The 17414-nt window shown below is 72.2% G+C and carries 17 protein-coding genes; 4 read left to right on the plus strand and 13 right to left on the minus strand.

Annotated features, from left to right (window positions below):
- The first annotated feature begins 159 nt into the window (after window positions 1-159).
- Entirely contained in the window at window positions 160-1770 is a 1611-nt protein-coding gene (locus AB0J69_RS02555; protein ID WP_364112042.1) for an ABC-F family ATP-binding cassette domain-containing protein, read from the plus strand.
- 37 nt (window positions 1771-1807) lie between these two features.
- Entirely contained in the window at window positions 1808-2800 is a 993-nt protein-coding gene (locus tag AB0J69_RS02560; protein WP_364112044.1) for a hypothetical protein, read from the plus strand.
- Window positions 2801-2857: 57 nt separating this feature from the next.
- Here AB0J69_RS02560 and AB0J69_RS02565 read toward each other — a convergent pair whose 3' ends face one another.
- Together AB0J69_RS02565 and AB0J69_RS02570 are read right to left on the minus strand one after the other, a co-directional pair.
- Window positions 2858-3112 (minus strand): zf-TFIIB domain-containing protein, encoded by a 255-nt coding sequence (locus tag AB0J69_RS02565; RefSeq protein WP_364112046.1) that lies wholly within the window; start codon window positions 3110-3112, stop codon window positions 2858-2860.
- Window positions 3113-3170: 58 nt separating this feature from the next.
- Window positions 3171-3926 (minus strand): phosphotransferase, encoded by a 756-nt coding sequence (locus AB0J69_RS02570; protein WP_364112048.1) that lies wholly within the window; start codon window positions 3924-3926, stop codon window positions 3171-3173.
- 116 nt (window positions 3927-4042) lie between these two features.
- On the opposite strand from AB0J69_RS02570, the gene AB0J69_RS02575 reads away from it, so the two are divergent.
- Complete coding sequence (locus AB0J69_RS02575) at window positions 4043-4930, plus strand: TIGR03619 family F420-dependent LLM class oxidoreductase (RefSeq protein ID WP_364112050.1); 888 nt, start codon at window positions 4043-4045, stop codon at window positions 4928-4930.
- 7 nt (window positions 4931-4937) lie between these two features.
- On the opposite strand, the gene AB0J69_RS02580 is transcribed toward AB0J69_RS02575, so the two are convergent.
- The 3 genes from AB0J69_RS02580 to murQ are packed head-to-tail and all read right to left on the minus strand — an operon-like array spanning window position 4938 to window position 7331.
- A complete protein-coding gene (locus AB0J69_RS02580) occupies window positions 4938-5318 on the minus strand; it encodes a VOC family protein (protein WP_364112052.1) in 381 nt (126 codons plus the stop codon).
- Between the two features lie 30 nt (window positions 5319-5348).
- Window positions 5349-6398, minus strand: coding sequence for a serine hydrolase domain-containing protein (locus tag AB0J69_RS02585; protein WP_364112054.1), 1050 nt, complete (start codon window positions 6396-6398; stop codon window positions 5349-5351).
- Window positions 6399-6431: 33 nt separating this feature from the next.
- Window positions 6432-7331 (minus strand): N-acetylmuramic acid 6-phosphate etherase, encoded by a 900-nt coding sequence (murQ, locus tag AB0J69_RS02590; protein ID WP_364112056.1) that lies wholly within the window; start codon window positions 7329-7331, stop codon window positions 6432-6434.
- A gap of 57 nt (window positions 7332-7388) precedes the next feature.
- Between murQ and AB0J69_RS02595 the strand changes: the two genes are divergently transcribed.
- A complete protein-coding gene (locus AB0J69_RS02595) occupies window positions 7389-8501 on the plus strand; it encodes a DUF1343 domain-containing protein (RefSeq protein WP_364112058.1) in 1113 nt (370 codons plus the stop codon).
- A 2-nt stretch (window positions 8502-8503) separates the two neighbouring features.
- Here AB0J69_RS02595 and AB0J69_RS02600 read toward each other — a convergent pair whose 3' ends face one another.
- The 8 genes from AB0J69_RS02600 to AB0J69_RS02635 form a co-directional block, all read right to left on the minus strand.
- A complete protein-coding gene (locus AB0J69_RS02600) occupies window positions 8504-9361 on the minus strand; it encodes a GNAT family N-acetyltransferase (protein WP_364112432.1) in 858 nt (285 codons plus the stop codon).
- Window positions 9361-10371: an ABC transporter ATP-binding protein gene (locus AB0J69_RS02605; protein ID WP_364112060.1), complete on the minus strand. Its 1011-nt coding sequence runs from the start codon at window positions 10369-10371 to the stop codon at window positions 9361-9363. Before AB0J69_RS02605 ends, AB0J69_RS02600 begins: the two co-directional genes overlap by 1 nt.
- Complete coding sequence (locus tag AB0J69_RS02610; protein WP_364112062.1) at window positions 10368-11354, minus strand: ABC transporter ATP-binding protein; 987 nt, start codon at window positions 11352-11354, stop codon at window positions 10368-10370. Before AB0J69_RS02610 ends, AB0J69_RS02605 begins: the two co-directional genes overlap by 4 nt.
- A gap of 4 nt (window positions 11355-11358) precedes the next feature.
- Entirely contained in the window at window positions 11359-12264 is a 906-nt protein-coding gene (locus AB0J69_RS02615) for an ABC transporter permease (RefSeq protein WP_364112064.1), read from the minus strand.
- Window positions 12261-13268 carry an ABC transporter permease gene (locus AB0J69_RS02620; RefSeq protein WP_364112066.1) on the minus strand — a complete coding sequence of 336 codons (1008 nt, stop codon included), beginning with the start codon at window positions 13266-13268 and terminating at the stop codon, window positions 12261-12263. Before AB0J69_RS02620 ends, AB0J69_RS02615 begins: the two co-directional genes overlap by 4 nt.
- A gap of 3 nt (window positions 13269-13271) precedes the next feature.
- Complete coding sequence (locus tag AB0J69_RS02625; RefSeq protein ID WP_364112068.1) at window positions 13272-15104, minus strand: ABC transporter substrate-binding protein; 1833 nt, start codon at window positions 15102-15104, stop codon at window positions 13272-13274.
- A 145-nt stretch (window positions 15105-15249) separates the two neighbouring features.
- On the minus strand, window positions 15250-16215 hold the full coding sequence (locus tag AB0J69_RS02630) for a zinc-dependent alcohol dehydrogenase family protein (RefSeq protein ID WP_364112070.1): 966 nt from the start codon (window positions 16213-16215) through the stop codon (window positions 15250-15252).
- A gap of 2 nt (window positions 16216-16217) precedes the next feature.
- Complete coding sequence (locus AB0J69_RS02635) at window positions 16218-17405, minus strand: M20 family metallopeptidase (RefSeq protein ID WP_364112072.1); 1188 nt, start codon at window positions 17403-17405, stop codon at window positions 16218-16220.
- Window positions 17406-17414 lie beyond the last annotated feature (9 nt).

A 17414-nucleotide genomic window follows, 5' to 3' on the forward strand; every position in this document is an offset into this window, starting at 1 on the left:
CGCCGATCCGCCCTGTCATGGGCATGCGCGCATCTCCTGGACCTCGAGGCATCCTCGCCTCCGATCACGGACTCCGACTCCGTCGCCCCTGTGTTGCGCGCATCTGCGGTGATTCCCGCCAAGTCACGAAATTTCGATTTTTGTGATGGGAGCCGCCTTATGTCTTTTTCCATTGTCATCGATCACGTCTCCTTCGGCTGGCCGGACGGCACCAAGGTGCTCGACGGGCTCGACGCCGCGTTCCCCGCGGGACGTACCGGGCTCATCGGGGTCAACGGGTCGGGCAAGTCCACCCTGCTCAAGCTCATCGCCCGTGAGCTGGCCCCGGCGCGCGGGTCCGTGTCCGTCTCGGGAGAGGTGGGCTACCTGCCGCAGAACGTGCCGCTGGGCGCGAGCCGTACCGTGTCGGACCTGCTGGAGATCAGCCGGACGCGGGCGGCGCTGCACGCCATCGAGGCCGGCGACGTGGCCGAGGAGCACTTCGCCGCCGTCGGCGACGAATGGGACGTCGAGGAGCGCGCCCACGCGGAGCTCGACCGGCTCGGGCTCGGCCACGTCGGGCTCGACCGCACGGTCGGCACGCTGTCCGGCGGCGAGACCATCATGGTCGCGCTGGCCGCGCAACTGCTGAAACGGCCCGACGTGCTGCTGCTCGACGAGCCCACCAACAACCTCGACCTGGACGCGCGGCGGCGCCTCTACGCCGCCGTCGGCGCCTGGCAGGGGGTGCTGCTGGTCGTCAGCCACGACCGGACGCTGCTCGACCTGGTCGACCAGATCGCCGAGCTGCGCGAGGGCACCGTGCGCATGTACGGCGGCAACCTCACCGCCTACGAGGAGCAGGTCGCCGCCGAGCAGGAGGCCGCCGAGCGCACGGTGCGCACCGCCGGGGGCGAGGTGCGCCGCCAGCAGCGCGAGCTCGTCGAGGCCAGGACCAGGATCGACCGGGGCCTGCGCACCGGCAGGAAGGCGTACGAGAACAAGAGGGTGCCGAAGATCGTCGCGAACGGGCTCAAACGCAAGGCCCAGGTCACCGCGGGCAAACAGCGCACCCTGCACCTGGAGAAGCTGGAGGAGGCCCGCGAGCGGCTGACCGAGGCCGAGCAGGCCGTGCGCGACGACGCGGAGATCCGCATCGAGCTCCCGGGCACGGAGGTGCCCGCGGGCCGCACGGTGCTGACCCTTCCGCTGGCCCCGCCCCGCCGGGAGCAGGACGGGCCGGACGAGGCGGAGGAGTCGCGGGTGGCCGTGCTGGAGACGCTGGTCGTGCGCGGGCCCGAGCGGATCGCGCTGCTCGGCCCCAACGGCTCGGGCAAGACCACGCTGCTCAAGCGCATCGTCGAGCACGGCGCCCACGTGCCCGTCCGCTACCTGCCGCAGCGGCTGGACCTGCTGGACGACGGTCTGAGCGTGGTGGACAACGTGCGCGCCGTGGCGCCCTCCGCCTCGGTGAACGACGTACGCGCCCGCCTGGCGCGCTTCCTGTTCCGGGGCGAGCGGGTCAACCAGGCGGCCGGCACGCTGTCGGGAGGCGAGCGCTTCCGGGCGACGCTCGCCGCGCTGCTGTCGGCGGAGCCGCCGCCGCAGCTGCTCCTGCTCGACGAGCCGACCAACAACCTGGACATGGCCAGCGTCCGCCAGCTCGCGCAGGCGCTGTCCGCGTACCGGGGGGCGCTCGTCGTGGCCAGCCACGACGTGCCGTTCCTGGAGACGCTGGGGATCACCCGGTGGCTGCGACAGGATCGGGACGAGGGACTGGCCGAATCGTAATTGACGGTTGGGGATCAACCGGACAATAGTGTGGCAGGTGGCTAAACCCCGGTTGATCTCCTGCGTTCTCGCCCTGGCGACCCTCACCACCCTCGGCGCCTGCTCCTCGGGCTCGCCGTCGCCGGCCGGTGGCGAGCCGAAGGTGTCGGGCGTCGCGGGCGGGAACGGCGCCGTGCCCGCCACCGGCAACGGCACCGCGCCCGGCGGGCAGAGCCCGGCCGCGCTGACGCCGGAGGCGTACAAGAGCGAGCTCGAAAGCCGCCGCAAGCCGATGGCCGACGCGATCAGCGCCCTCGCCGGGGCGCGCGGGGTCAAGGCGCTGGACCAGCGGGTGGACAAGGCCGAGCAGACGCTGAGCGGCGCCGCCGACGCGCTGTCCGCGCTCACCCCGCCCGAGGCCGTACGCGCCCAGCACGAGGCGTACGTGACCAGCCTGCGCGAGTTCGCCACCGAGCTGGGCTCCACGGCGGGCAAGGTCGGCGCACGCGACCTGTGCACCTCCTCGGCCGTGCTCACCGACGTCAACGACAAGCTGAGCGCGCTGGACGAGGCGGGCCGGGCCCTGCAGAGCGCCGGCGACTACCCGGCCGACGTCGTGGCCGTGAAGGCGGGGGACAAGCAGACCAGGCGGCTGCGCAACGGCTCGTTCATCCGCAGGGGCAGCGCGTTCAACGGCCGCAGCTCCCTGGAGATCGACAACGGCGGCAGCCTCGACTCGGTGGTCACCGTCATGAAGGGCGGCAGCAAGCAGTTCAGCGTGTACGTGCGCAAGAAGGCGAAGTTCAAGATCAAGGGCGTCCGCGACGGCAGCTACAAGATCTACTTCACGCACGGCGTGGACTGGGACGGCAAGACCAAGGCGTTCACCCGGGAGTGCAGCTTCGAGCGCTTCGAGAAGACGGTGAAGTTCAAGACGACATTCACCGCCACGCAGATCCTCTGGCACGACTGGCGGATCACGCTGCACGCCATCTCCGGCGGCAACGCCCGCACCGCGCCCGTGGACCCGGACGACTTCCCCGGCGGCTGACGCCGGGGCCCGGACTGAAGCGAGGGCCGCGCACCCCGTGGCGCGCGGCCCGTCGGATCAGGTCGAGAACAGCATGCCCACCCAGCTGCGCTGGCCGCGGTGGTGACCGTGGTGGCCGCCGTGGTGGGGAGCGCCCCAGGCCGGACCGGGGGCGGGGGGCGGGGGAGCCGCGTGGTACTGCGTCTCCATCCGGGTCAGCGTCTCCAGCTCGCCGTAGTCGAGGAAGATCCCGCGGCAGTTGTCGCACTGCTCGATGTGGACGCCGTTGCGCTCATAGGTCCGCATGTTCCCGCGGCACTTAGGGCAATGCATCTAAGTCGCTCTCCTTGGCTTCGAGGTCTCAGGGTGAAACCTACCGCGCGCAACCTCGTCACGCTCGGACGATTCTGTTGCACGATTCGACCAACGAATGTTCGACCTCATCCAGTTCCCGGTCCTCGCGCGCGGCGTTGACCACCGCCACGGCGGCGAGCTGGACGGTGAGCGCCCGTGCGGGCAGGTCGAGCCGCCGCCAGGGGTCGTCGCCCGGGCCCAGCGCGGGCCCGCCGGAGGCCAGGTACGCCCCCAGGAACCGCTCCCAGACTGCCGGGTCGAGCAGCCCGGCGGCGTACCAGGCGGCCGGTCTGGCCAGGTCCCACGCCGGGTCGCCGACGCCGAGGTCGTCCACGTCGATGAGCAGCCAGCGGTCGCGGTGGACGAGCTGGCCCAGGTGCCAGTCGCCGTGCGTGAGCAGCGCGGGCTGCGGCGGCGGCTCGGGCAGCTCCTTGAACGCCCGCCTGACGAGCTGCTCCACGGGGCCGTCGCCGGGCATGCGGCCCACCGCGCGGGCGGCCCTGGCAGGCCCTCCGGCCGGCGGGAGGGCCGGCAGCAGCGGGAGGGAGACGGCGTGCAGCCTGGCCAGCAGCCTGGCGCCCTCCTCCCACGGCGCGGAGTCGGGGTCGTCCTGCGCCACGGGCCGGCCCGCCGGCCACACCGTCACCGCGCGCCCGGCCGCCGACAGCACCTCGGGCTCCAGCGGGGCCAGCATCACGCCGCTCACCGCGGCCGACGCGGCGGCCCGCAGCCTCGGCCGCAGCGACTCGGCGTCGTCGCGCGCGGAGTGGGCCTTGACCACGACCTCTCCCATGCGTAACACCACGACGTCCGTCCGTGTCGGGTGTAGAACGGGCGCGCCCGCACCGCCATATGCCGCAGCGATCCCCGCCAGCTCCGCCTCGAGACCCACTCGTACAGACTAGGGGCATGAGAGTAGGTTTCGCCGTACCCCAGTCAGGGCCCTGGGCCACCCCGGAGAACATGCGCCGCATCGCCACCCGGGCGGAGGCGCTCGGCTACTCCGAGCTCTGGACGTTCCAGCGGCTGCTGTACCCGGTCGGGCACCCCATGGGCCCCACCTACCGCGCCGTGCAGGACCCGCTGATCACGCTGGCCCACGTGTCGGCCGTGACCGGCCGCATCGGGCTGGGCGTCGCGGTGATCAACGCGTACGTGCAGCCGCTCCTGCTGGCCAAGCAGCTCGCCACGCTGCAGACGCTCTCCGGCGGCCGCCTGACCGCGGGGATCGGGCTGGGCTGGCTGCCGGAGGAGTTCGAGGCGTCCGGCGTGGACATGGCCGGCCGCGGGCGCCGGGGGGAGGAGTTCCTGGAGGTGCTGCGCAAGGCGTGGGCCGACGACGTGGTGGAGCACGAGGGCGGCTTCTACCGGGTGCCGCCCGCCCACGTCGACCCCAAGCCCGTGCCGGGGCCGCCGCGGATCCTGCTCGGCGGCACGGCGGACGTCGCGCTGCGCCGCGCAGCCCGGCTGGCCGACGGGTGGGTCAGCTCCAGCCGGGAGGACCTGACCGGCATCGGCGCGCGGGTGCGGCTGATCAGGGCGGAGCTGGCGGCGTCGGGGCGGGACGCGGGCGCGTTCCGGTTCGTGATCCGGGGCGCCACGCAGGTCCGGGCGGCCGACGAGGAGCGCCCGCTGACCGGCACGTACGACAAGATCCGGCGCGATGTGGCCGAGCTGGCCGCCCAGGGCGTGACGGACGTCTTCCACGACCTGAACTTCGACCGCGAGATCCCCGCGGCCGACGCCAAGGAGGCGATGCGCCGGGCCGAGGAGGCGCTGGAGGCGCTGGCCCCCTGACCGCCCCTTAACCGCCGCCGTACGGCACCGTGATGATCTCCAGGTTGTGGCCGTTGGGGTCGGACCAGTAGAGGCCGCGACCGCCGTCGTTGGTGTTGATCTGGCCGGCCCGCTGATGGTACGGGTCGGCCCAGAACGTCAGGCCGCGTTCCTTGATCCGGCCCCAGATCTGGTCGAACTCCGCCTCGCTGACCAGGAAGGCGTAGTGCTGGGACGGCACCTCGTCGCCCGCCTGCACGACGTCGAGCGAGACGTCGTTGCCGAGCGAGACGACCCGGAACGGGCCGTATTCCGGGGCCGGCTCCAGCCCGAGGACCTCGACGAGGAAGGCGGCCGTCGCGTCCCTGTCTCTGGCCGGCACGATCGTGTGGTTCAGATGGACGGACATACCCGCAGGCTACGTCAAGACGCCGGCCTTTCAGCGGGCGAGGTCGGCCGCGTGCGCCGCCACCGCGTGGCGCAGCCCGCGGATGCCGTCGCGGCCCCGCACGGGGTGCACGGCGTTGGTCAGCAGCACCACCGTCAGGCGGCGGGCCGGATCCACGACGAGCGAGGTGCCGGTGAACCCCGAGTGGCCGTACGCGCCCGCCAGCGGGCCCACGACGGCCGGGTCGCCGATCCGCACGCCGAGCCCGTGCCGGAAAGGCGCCCCCTCGGCACCCTGGTCGCGCGTCATCTCGGCCACGCTCTCCGGCTGCAGCAGCGCTCCGACGCCGAGCCGCAGCGCCTCGCCGAAGGCCAGCAGGTCCCCGGCCGTGGCGAACAGCCCCGCGTGCCCGGCCACGCCGCCCAGCGCGTACGCGGTCTCGTCGTGCACCTCGCCCCGCACGCAGCCGGGTCCGGGCCGCTCGGGCTTCCATTCGGTGGCGGCGATCCTGGCCAGGCGGCCGTCCGGCCGGTAGCCCGTGTCGGGCAGCCCGAGCACGTCCGTGACCCGGGCGCGGACCAGCGCGTCCAGCGCCGCACCGCCGGCCAGCTCGGCCACCCGGCCGGCCATGACCATGCCGACGTCGCTGTAGAGGTACGGCCCGCCGACCGGGTGGGTGATCGGCGTGCGCACCATGGCGGCCATCCGCGCGCCGGCGTCCGCGCCGGGCAGTTCCAGGTCCACGCGGCGGGTCGGGGGCAGGCCCGCCGTGTGGGTGAGCAGGCGGCGCGGGGTGATCCGCGGGTCGGTCCCGGGGAGCCGGGCGGCCACCGGCTCGTCGAGGTCCAGCAGGCCCTCCTCGGCCAGCGAGAGCAGCACGACCGTGGTGAACAGCTTGCTGACCGAGGCCAGGTCGAAGATCGAGTCGCGGTGCGCGGGCGGGCGCTCCGCGGCCAGGCCGCCCCGCGCGTCGGCGTACCGTACGAGCTCCCCGGCCGCCGCCGCGGCCACCACGGAGCCGTCCACGGCGATCAGCGAGACCGCCGCCGGGCACACCCGCGGCACCGCCTCCGCCAGGATCGCCGCCAGCCGGTCGGACATCTCCCTACCCCCCGTTGTGCCGGCCGTCAGGTGTCAGCCGCTCAGGGCGTCGCTGAGGCGCTCGCCGTGCGACTCCAGCAGCGCGCGGGCCGCGTCCGCGTCGAGGCCGTGCCGGATCATCAGCACCGCGACCTTCGTCCGGCCGCCCGCCGCGTCCAGCGCCGCGCCGGCCGCCTCCTGGTCGGCACCGGTGATGTCCCTGACCATGCGCAGGGCCCGCCCGGCGAGCTTGCTGTTCATGGCCGACATCTCGATCATCTCGTTCCCGTACGTACGGCCGAGCTTGACCATGGAGATCGTGGAGATCATGTTCAGCACGAGCTTCTGGGCCGTGCCGGCCTTGAGCCGGGTCGAGCCGGTCACCACCTCGGGCCCCACGACCACCTCGATGGCGTGCTCGGCGGCGGCCGACAGCGGCGCGCCGTCATTGCACGACAGGCCGACGGTGAGCGCGCCGCGGCCGGCCGCCTCCGCCAGCGCGCCGAGCACGAAAGGGGCCCGTCCGCTGGCGGACACGCCCACCACCGAGTCGAGCGGTCCCACCTCCAGGTCCCGCAACGCGGCGGCGCCGGCCGCGGCGTCGTCCTCCGCCCCCTCGACCGACCGGGTGAGCGCGTCCGGCCCGCCGGCGATGATGCCCTGCACCAGTGACGGGTCGGTGCCGAACGTGGGCGGGCACTCGCTGGCGTCGAGCACGGCCAGCCGTCCCGACGTGCCGGCGCCCACGTACAGGAGCCGGCCGCCCTCCGACATCCGGGCCGCGATCGCGTCGATGGCCGCCGAGATGGCCGGGATGACCACCGCGACGGCGGCGGGCACGGCGGCGTCGGCCTGGTTCATCAATCGGGCGATCTGCTCCGTCGGCAGCCGGTCGATCTGGCTGTAGCGCGGGTCGCTCTGCTCGGTGGACAGCTCGGGTAGCGGCTCAATCATGTCGCTAATTTCCACCCTTTACTTCTCTCTTGTAAATATCTTTCAGACAATGGGTTCATGGCACATGTGCGAACCGGAGCCGAACGGCTGGCCGCGGATCCCGCTCTCGCCGGGGGGACCCGCCTCGGCCTCATCACGAACCCCACCGGGGTGCTGCCCGACCTGACCCCCACGACAGACGCCCTCATGGCCGCCGGGCTGGGTCTGACGGCGTTGTTCGGCCCCGAGCACGGCATGCGCGGCACCGCCCAGGCGGCCGGCAGCGAGGCCGACACCGTGGACGAGCGGACGGGGCTGCCGGTCCACGACACGCACGACCTCTCCGGGGAGTCCCTCGACCGCGTGGTGGCCGCCTCCGGGGTGGACACGCTGGTCTTCGACATCGCCGACGTGGGCGCCCGCTTCTACACCTTCGTCTGGACCATGTACGACCTGATGGCCTCGGCCGCCCGGCTCGGCCTGCGCTTCGTGGTCCTCGACCGCCCCAACCCGCTCGGCGGGACCGTGGAGGAAGGTCCCCTGCCCGACCCGGCGTACGCGAGCTTCGTGGGCCGCCACCCGGTGCCGCTCCGGCACGGCAGGACGGCGGGGGAGCTGGCCGGGCTGTTCGGGTTCGACGTGGACCTGGCCGTGGTCCGGATGGAGGGCTGGCGGCGCGACATGACGTACGCCGAGACCGGGCTGCCCTGGGTGATGCCGTCGGTCAACATGCCGACCCCGGACACCGCCCTGGTCTACCCGGGCACCGGGCTGCTGGAGGGCACCAACTTCTCCGAGGGGCGCGGCACGACCAGGCCGTTCGAGCTGATCGGGGCCCCGTACGCCGACGCGAGGTTCGCCCCGGCGCTGGCCGCCCTGGGCCTGCCGGGGGTGCGGTTCAGGGAGGCCTGGTTCACGCCGACGTTCCACAAGCACGCCGGCACCCCCGTACGCGGCGTCCAGCTCCACGTGCACGACCCGGGCGCCTTCCGGCCGGTGCTGACGGGGCTGTCCATCCTGCACGTGGCCCGCGACCTCTACCCGGACGACCTGCGCTGGTGGGGCCCCGACCTGTTCCTGGACCATCTGTGGGGCTCCGGCGCGCTCACCGGCCGCCTGGAGGCCGGTGAGGACCCCCGCGACCTGTGCCCGCCGCCGGGACGCCCCGAGGGACGACTGCTCTATACGTGACATCACGCCAGATCGCGCCGGTAGAGCCAGAAGACGCGTTCCGCTCGCGCGCCCACGGCGCGCGAGTAGAACCGCAACGGCCCCACCCACCCGATCTGGGCGCCGGCCTGCCCGGCGGCCCGCTGGTCCGCCAGGCACCTGCGCAGCAGTACCCGGCCCAGGCCCAGCCCGCGGGCGTCCGGCGCGGTGCCCATGGGCCCGAACCAGGCCGGCCGCGACCCCCAGGCGGCGAAGCCGAGGATCTGCCCGTCGCGCTCGGCGTAGTGCAGCCCGGCCGCGTTGACCGCCTCCCAGGCCCACCGGTCGTTCCAGTGCTCCTCGACGAACGCCGCCACCCGCTCGCGGTCCCCGCCCGCCGCGCGCACGGCGACGCCCGACTTCTCCAGCCGCGCCACGTCCTCCTCGACGGACAGGTCCGCGTCCAGGAGGTCGGCCGTCATGTTCCAGGCCACGTGGTAGCGCTCATAGCCGAGGCTCTCGGCCAGGCAGGCGGCGGCGGTGTAGCGCACGTCGATGCCCGGCCAGGCGTAGCACGGCGGGTTCCCGGCGAAGCGGGCCTGCCGCGCGCCCTGGCCGGCCAGCCACTCCTCGGCCGCGCGCACCAGCGCCCGGCCGCGTCCCGCGCCCTGGGCGGAGGGGTGCACGGCGAGCAGGTCGACGTGCCCCACCTCCGGGTCCTGGGCGGACATCGAGGCCATCACCACGCCCCCGTCCGTGGCCAGCGCCGTCCAGCGCCGGTCGGCCGGCGGCCGCGACAGGTGCCCGACCAGGGCGGCGGCCTCGCCGGCGTCCAGCGTCAGCGCGGCCTCGGCGACCAGCGCCGCCTCGGCCGGGTCGGCCGCGCGTACGGCGTGGGACATCACACCTCGCTCATCGGTCGCGCGATCACACTTCGGCGCTGCGGGTAGAAGCACGCGTGCTCCTGCGGCACGCCCTCGGTGAGCTGCAGCAGCGGCCGCTCGTCCGCGCACCGCTCGCCCCGGAACGGGCAACGCCGGGCGAACAGGCAGCCCTCGTCGGAGCGGCTCTCGTCCAGCGACTCCAGCGGCATGACGGGCTGCTCGCCCGGCTGCTCCAGCCCGTGCAGCACGGGGATGGCCGACAGCAGCGACTGCGTGTACGGGTGCACGGGGTCGGCGATGATCGTGTCCACCGGGCCGCGCTCGACGACCTGGCCGCGGTAGATGACGTACAGCTCCCCGTCGCCGCCGATGTAGCGGGCCGTGGCCACGTCGTGCGTGATGAACAGCACGCTCACGCCGAGCCGCTCGCGCAGGTCCTTCAGCAGCGCCAGGATGCCCAGCCGGAGCGAGACGTCGATCATCGACACGGCCTCGTCGGCGACCAGCATCTCCGGGTCCACGGTCAGCGCGCGGGCGATGACCACCCGCTGGCGCATGCCGCCGGACAGCTGGTGCGGGTAGCGCGCCAGCACCGACCCGGGGTCCAGCCCCACCAGCGACAGCACCTCGGCCGCCCGCTCCTCCATCCACGACCGCGACCGCCCGGTCTGCCTGGCCCGCAGGCTCAGCGGCGCGTGCAGGGTCTGGTGGATGGTCCTGGTCGGGTTCAGGGCCGAGTACGGGTCCTGGTGGATCATCTGGATCTTGCGGAAGTGCGGCTGGCGCTGCTTGAGCTTGAGCCCGGACATGGCCACGCCGTCGATCGCGATCTCGCCCTCGTCGTACGTCTCCAGCCCCGCGATGATCCGCCCCAGCGTGGTCTTCCCGCACCCGGACTCGCCGATGAACGAGGCCGCGCCGCCCTTGGGGATCGCGAAGTCCACGCCCCGCAGCGCGCGCACATCGCGGGCCCCCAGCATCTTGCCCCGCTGCTTGAACGTCTTGACGACGCCGGTTCCGGTGATCATGCGTGCTCCTTCACGGTCACGGCGTGGCAGGCCACGGTCCTCGTCCCATGGGAGACGGCCTCGGGGTCCACCGAGTCGCACACGTCCATGCGCAGCGGGCAGCGCTCCCTGAACACGCAGCCCTCCTTCGGCACGGTCGACAGCGTCGGCGGGCGCCCCGGCAGGGCTTGGGCCTCGTCGATGTCGCCCACGAGCCGCGGGATGGCCCTGATCAGGCCCCTGGTGTACGGGTGCCGGGGCGCGCCCAGCACCTCCCGGGTGGGGCCCTGCTCGACCAGGCGGCCGCCGTACATGACCGCCAGCCGGTCGGCCACCTCGGCCACCACGCCGATGTCGTGCGTGATGACCAGCGTCGTCAGGCCGCGCTCGGCGTGCACCTCGCGGATGATCTTCAGGATGTTCGCCTGAGTGATCATGTCGAGCGCGGTCGTCGGCTCGTCCAGCACCACCAGGTGGGCGTTGAGCACCAGCGCCAGCATGATGCCGACCCGCTGGCGCATGCCGCCGGACAGCTCGTGCTGGTGCGAGTCCAGCACCCGGGCGCCGTCCAGGCCCATCCGGCCCAGCAGCTCCTTGGCCTCGCGCACCAGGCCGCGCAGGTCCTCCACGCCGTGCGAGCGGCCCAGGTCCAGGAGCTGCTTGCCGACCGTCTTGAGCGGGTTGAGGGAGTTCTGGGCGGCCTGGAAGACGTAGCCGATGTGCCGGCCGCGGGCCTTGCGCAGCCGCTCGCCCGCCAGGCCCACCACGTCGCCGAGCCCGTCGATCTCGACGCTGCCCGCCGAGATCCTGCCGGGCGGCTGGACCGCGTTGAGCAGGGACAGGGCCAGCGTGGACTTGCCGGAGCCGGACTCGCCGACGATGCCGGTGATCGACCCGGGCTCCAGCGTCAGGCTGATGTCCCGGACGGCGGGCAGCTCGCCCGCGGGGGTCTTGTAGACGACCGTCAGGCCGCCGATGCGCACTCCCGGCGCTTGTTCAGCCAACGTGCTACTCCTCGCGCAGCCGGGGGTTGAAGATCTCGTCCATGGCGTCCACGACGAGCACGATGCCCAGGGTGAGCAGCAGGATCGCCAGCAGCGGCGCCAGCAGGTAGCCGAGCGCGTTCGGCGTGATCATGGCGCCCGCCTGGAAGACGGCCAGGTTGAGCATGACACCCCAGTTGTCCGACTCGTACGGCAGCACCCCCAGGAAGAACAGGCCCACCTGCGCGTAGACCGCGCCGGTGACCGCGATGAGCATGTTCATCGCGATGTAGGGCGCCATGCTGGGCAGCAGCTCCCTGCCGATGATGTGCGTCGTGGACAGCCCCAGCCCGCGCGCCGCCTCGATGAAGCCGCGCTCGCGCAGGGACAGCGTCTGCGATCGGACGGCGCGCGCCACGCCGCCCCAGCCGAGCATGCCCAGCACCAGGCCCATCTGGATCGGGCTGCCGAACTGCCACACCGTCGCCAGCACCAGCAGCAGGGGCAGGCCGGGGATGGTGAGCTTCATGTCGGTCAGCCGCATGAGCACGGTGTCCCAGCGGCCCCGCTTGAACCCGGAGAACAGGCCGACCGCGGTGCCGACGACGACCGTGATGAGCGCGGTCACCGCGGCCGTCAGCAGCACGTAGCGCGAGCCCTTGATGACCAGCGCGACCACGTCGCGGCCCTGCGGGTCGGTGCCGAACCAGTGCTCCCAGCTCGGCGGCTGGGTGATGGCGTTGGGGTTGTCCGGCAGGTTCGCGGGCAGCAGCATCGGCCCGACGACCGCCATGAGGAGGAAGCCCACCAGGATGATCACTCCGGCCATCCGGCTGGGCTTGCGCTTCATCACCCGCCACACGCCGTGCCAGAAGTTGCGGCGCATGGTCGAGGCGGCCGAGCCCGTCTCGGGAATGAGCGTGGCGCTCACGACGCCTCCTCTCCGCTGCGGACTCGCGGGTCGATCACCGTGTAGAACAGGTCGGCCACGATGTTGGCGATGATGGTGGCGACCGTGATGAGCAGGAAGGCCCCGCTCATCAGCGCGTAGTCACGGTCCTGGACGCTGCCGATGAGCAGCCAGCCGAGCCCCGGGTAGTTGAAGATCTTCTCGATGAAGACCGCGCCGCCCAGCAGCAGGCCCAGCGACAGGGCCAGCAGCGTGAACAGGGGCAGGATCGCGTTGCGCGCGATGTAGCGGAAGACGATCGAGCGCTTCACGCCGCGCAGCTCGGCGGCCAGGATGAAGTCGTCGCCGAGCACGGTGACCACGCTGGACTTCATCGCCAGGATCCAGCCGCCGTAGGCCGACAGGGCGTACGTGACGACCGGCAGGATGGCGTGCTCGACGAGCGAGCCGATGTAGCCGGCGTTGAAGCCCGGCTCGTACAGGATGTCCACCGACCCGTCGGCGGGCAGGAGCGGGATGAGCGTCGCGAAGATCACCACGAGCAGCATCGCCAGCACGTACTGCGGGATGCCGTGCAGCAGCGAGCCGGAGATGGCCAGGGCGTCGCCCAGCTTGCCGGAGCGCTTGATGGCCGCGAACACGCCGAGGATGACGCCGACGAGGAAGCTGAGCAGCGTGCCCGCCAGGACCGGTAGAACGGTCCACTTGGCCGCCTCGGTCAGCACGTCGAGGACGGGCGTGCCCGGCCTGGTGACGGAGACGCCGAGGTCGAGGTGGACCAGGCCGGTGATGAACTCGCTGTACTGCTGCCACATCGAGCCGTCCGGCTGGAAGCCGTAGAGCACCTTCACGGCCTGCGAGGCCGCCTCCGGCGACATGCCCCCTTCGATGAGCTTCTCGTACCGGGCGGCCATGGGGTCGCCGGGGATGTTGTTGACGATGAAGAACGTGATCGTCGCCACTACGAGGATCATGACGAGCCCGCGGGCCAGGTGGCCCGCGAGTCGCCGTGCGATGAGCGTCATAGGCTACTGCTTTGCCTTGATCAGACCTTGCTGGATCCACACACCGGACATCACGACGCTGCCGCCGCCGCGCAGGACCTCGTCCTCGTGCGGCCAGCCGGTGAAGCGGCTGTTGTTGACGAACTGGACGTTGACGTAGTCCCAGAGCTGGATGACCGGCAGGTCCTGGTTGGTGGCCTTGGCGAGCTGAGCCATGATCGGCTTGGCCTCCTCGGCGCCGACCGAGTTCAGCTTGGCGGTCAGCTCACCGGGGTTGACCTTCTGGCCGTCGACCTCGATCTCCTCGCCGCCGCCCATCCAGTTGCCGCTCTTGCCGGGCGCGGCGTGCGAGACCTTGTTGCCGACGTTGGTCCAGCCGTTGGAGGCGCCGTAGACGCGCTGGAAGATGTCGTACGGCGCGGGGCCGAGCGCCATCAGCCAGAAGCCCACGTCGTACTTGCCGGCCGACAACTCCTGAAGGTAGAGCGGGTAGTCGGCGGTCGTGACGACCTCGGCGTCGACGCCGGCCTTGGTGAGCTGGCTCTTGATGTTCTCCTGGGCCGACAGCCAGTCGGAGAAGCCGGAGGGCGCGTGCATGGAGACCTTCCACGCCGTGCCGTCGGCCAGCGTCCACTTGCCGTCCTTCTTGGTCAGGCCGGCCTCCTTGAACTCCGCCTCGGCCTTGGCCACGTCGGGCTTGTACGGCTCCAGCTGCGGCACCGTCTCCGGGATCCACGCCTGCGCGGCCTTCTGGTGGATGCCGCTGGTCGTGGCGGCCGGCGTGCCGCCCTCGGGCGAGGCGACCTTGGTGACCTGGTCGCGGTCGATGAGGTAGGCAAGGCCGCGGCGCACGTGGACGTTGTCGTACGGCTTCTTGGACTGGTTGAAGCCCATGCCCACGGCCACCGGCGAGTAGCCCTTGATGATCTCGCTGCCCGGAGCCTGCTTGATCCGGTTCATCACGTCGGTCGGGGTGGCCGTGAAGCCGGCGTGGTCGAGCTTGCCCTGGGTGAGATAGTTCCAGATCTGCTCGTTGCCGGTGTAGTTGAGGAACTTCACCTGCGCGGGCGCGACGTTCGCGGCGTTGTAGAAGTACTTGTTCTTGACCAGCAGCGCCTCGGACGGGTTGACCCGCTCCAGCACGAACGGGCCGGCGGAGACGTCCTTGGGCGGGGCGAAGGCGAGGACCTTCTCACCGAGCGCGGGGATCTCCTCGCGCGCCTTCTCGGCGTCGGGGCCGTCGCCGCGGGCGGCCTTGAGCTTGTCCCAGAAGTCGGCGGGCAGCACGCTGCCCCACACGTGCGCGGGCAGCACCGTCGTGTCGAGCACGCCGCGCGCGAACTTCGGGCTGGGGTTGGCCATGTCCTGGGTGATCTTCAGGGTCTGCGGGTCGACGACCGTGACGTCGGCCGCCGCGCCCGCCGCGCCGGGCGTGATCGAGAAGGCCGTGCTGCCCTGCGTGTAGGCGATGCCGATGGACATCTTGACGTCGTCGGCGGTGACCGGCTTGCCGTCGGACCACTTGGCGTTCGGCTGCAGCTTCAGCGTGATGGAGGAGTTGTCGGGCGCGATCTCCCAGCTCGCCGCGATGCCGGGCAGGGCCTGGTTCGGGTCGGTCAGGTGGTTCTTGACCCAGCCGATCCTCATGGCGTTGTAGCCCACGAAGGAGTTGCCCTTGGGGTTGAACGGGTTGGCCGGGGCCGTCGATTCGAGGCCCGGCCGGGTCACGTCGATCGTGGTGAAGAGCCCGCCACCACCGCCGCCGCCCGAGCCGGACTTGTTGGTGGAACCACCACTGCACGCCGCTGTCGCGGTGGCCAGGCCCAGCAACGCCACTACCGCTGCCAGTCGCTTCATTTGCCGCTCCGGGGGATGTCTCTAGGGATTGACCGGACATTACGATCGCGCCAGATCAGCGTCAATAATCTCCAGCGGTTGTGAGGCTAATGTAACTTTCCTTCATGAGTGTACGAAGTGGAGCTAAGCGTCATCAAGTGTTTCGTCAGCTCAGCACCAGGACGGCGGCCCCGTTGACCCGGTCGGCGGCCAGATCGGCCAGCGCCCGGTCGGCCTCCTCGAACGGGTAGGCCGTCGTCGTCACGCGCGGCGGATGCGCCAGGGCCAGCTCCAGATACGCCCGCCCGTCGGCCCTGGTGTTGGCGGTCACGCTGCGCAGCGTGCGCTCCTGGAACAGGTGCCGGTCGTAGTCGAGCGCCGGGATGTCGGTCAGGTGGATCCCCGCCACGGCCAGCGTCCCGCCCCGGTCGAGCGCCTCCAGCGCGGGTGGCACCAGGGTACCCACCGGCGCGAACAGGATGGCCGAGTCCAGCGGCTCCGGCGGCCTGTCCCCGGCCGAGGCGGCCCCCAGCTCCAGGGCCAGCCGCCGCGAGTCGGCGGACCTGCTGACCGCGTGCACGGTGGCCCCCTGGGCGATGGCCGCCTGCGCGGTCAGGTGGGCCGAGGCCCCGAACCCGTAGATCCCCAGCCGCCCGCCGGGCGGCAGGTCGCACCGCGCCAGCGCCCGGTAGCCGATGATCCCGGCGCACAGCAGCGGCGCCAGCCGCTCGGCGGGCGGCTCGCCCGGCAGGGGGTAGACGTAGTCGGCGGGCGCGACGAGATATTCGGCGAACCCGCCGTCGGCGTCCCATCCCGTGTACGTCGAGTGGGGGCACAGGTTCTCCATCCCCCGCACGCAGTAGCGGCACCTGCCGCAGGTGGAGCGCAGCCACGCCACGCCCACCCGCTCGCCGGTGCCCTCGACCCGGCCCACGGCCTGGTGCCCGGGGGTGGTGCGGGGCCGCCGCGGCCGCAGGTCGCCCTCCGCCAGGTGCAGGTCCGTACGGCACACCCCGCACGCCTCGACCCGCACCAGGACCTCGCCGGGCCCCGGCTCGGGCACCTCTCGCTCGACCAGCGCCAGCGGCCGGGACGCCATCGGCCCCGGCCGGTCCACCACCCAGGCACGCATCGTCAGGACAGCCGGGTGTGGGCCAGCGAGGCGTAGAGCGCGGCCCCGTCCGGCAGCACCGAGTCGTCGAAGAGCGCCTCGGGGGAGTGGTTGTAGGGCGCCGTCGCCGGGTCCCGGTCCGGCGGGCACGCCCCCAGGAACACGAACGCCCCCGGCACCGACTCCAGCACGTACGAGAAGTCCTCCGAGCCCATCACCGGCTGCGGCGAGACGAAGTAGCGCCCCGGCCCGAACAGCTCGTCGGCCGTCCGGCCCACGAAGTCGGCCTCGCTCCCGTCGTTGACGGTCACCGGGTAACCCATCCCGAACGACGCCTCCACCTGCAGCCCGTGCGCCGCCGCGATCCCCTGCACGACCTCAACCAAGCGCCGCTTGACCAGCGTCCGGTTCTCCTTGCTGAAGGTCCGCACCGTCGCCTCGAACCTGGCGTCGTCCGGGATCACGTTGTCCGCCGAGCCGCCGTGGAAGCTGCCCACCGTCACCACGACCGGGTCGAACACGTCGAACGTCCTGGTCACCATCGTCTGCAGCGCCGTCACCATCTCGCACCCCGCCGCGATCGGGTCCAGCGCCCGGTGCGGGCTCGAACCGTGCCCGCCGCGCCCCTTCACCGTCACGCAGAACGTGTCCGCCGCCGCCATGATCGGCCCCGGCCGCGACGCGAACAGCCCCGGCGGCAACATCGCGGAGACGACGTGCATCCCGTACGCCGCCACCGGCCGCGTCCCCGCCGCCTCCAGCACCCCCTCGCCGATCATGTGCTTGGCGCCCTCGTGGCCCTCCTCGCCGGGCTGGAACATGAAGATCACGTCACCGGCCAGCTCCTCGCGCCGCGCGCTCAGCAGGTGTGCCGCCCCCGCCAGCATCGCGGTGTGCAGGTCGTGCCCGCAGGCGTGCATCTGACCGGGCAGCTGGGAGACGTAGGGCAGGTCGTTCCGCTCGGTCACGGGCAGGGCGTCCATGTCACCCCTCAGCAGCACCGCGGGCCCCGGCCGGCCACCTCTCAGCACGGCGGTCACCGAGCTGAGCGCCGTGCCGGTCCTGATCTCCAACGGCAGCCCCTCCAGGGCCGCCAGGACCTTCTCCTGGGTGCGCGGCAGGTGCAGGCCGAGCTCCGGGGTGGTGTGCAAAGAGTGCCTGAGCTGGACGAGTTCGTCCCGCATGTCCTGCGCGGATTCAGTGAACGACATGAGGAACAT

The sequence above is a fragment of the Nonomuraea sp. NPDC049709 genome (genome assembly GCF_040674815.1).
In the GTDB taxonomy this organism is placed as follows: Bacteria; Actinomycetota; Actinomycetes; order Streptosporangiales; family Streptosporangiaceae; genus Nonomuraea.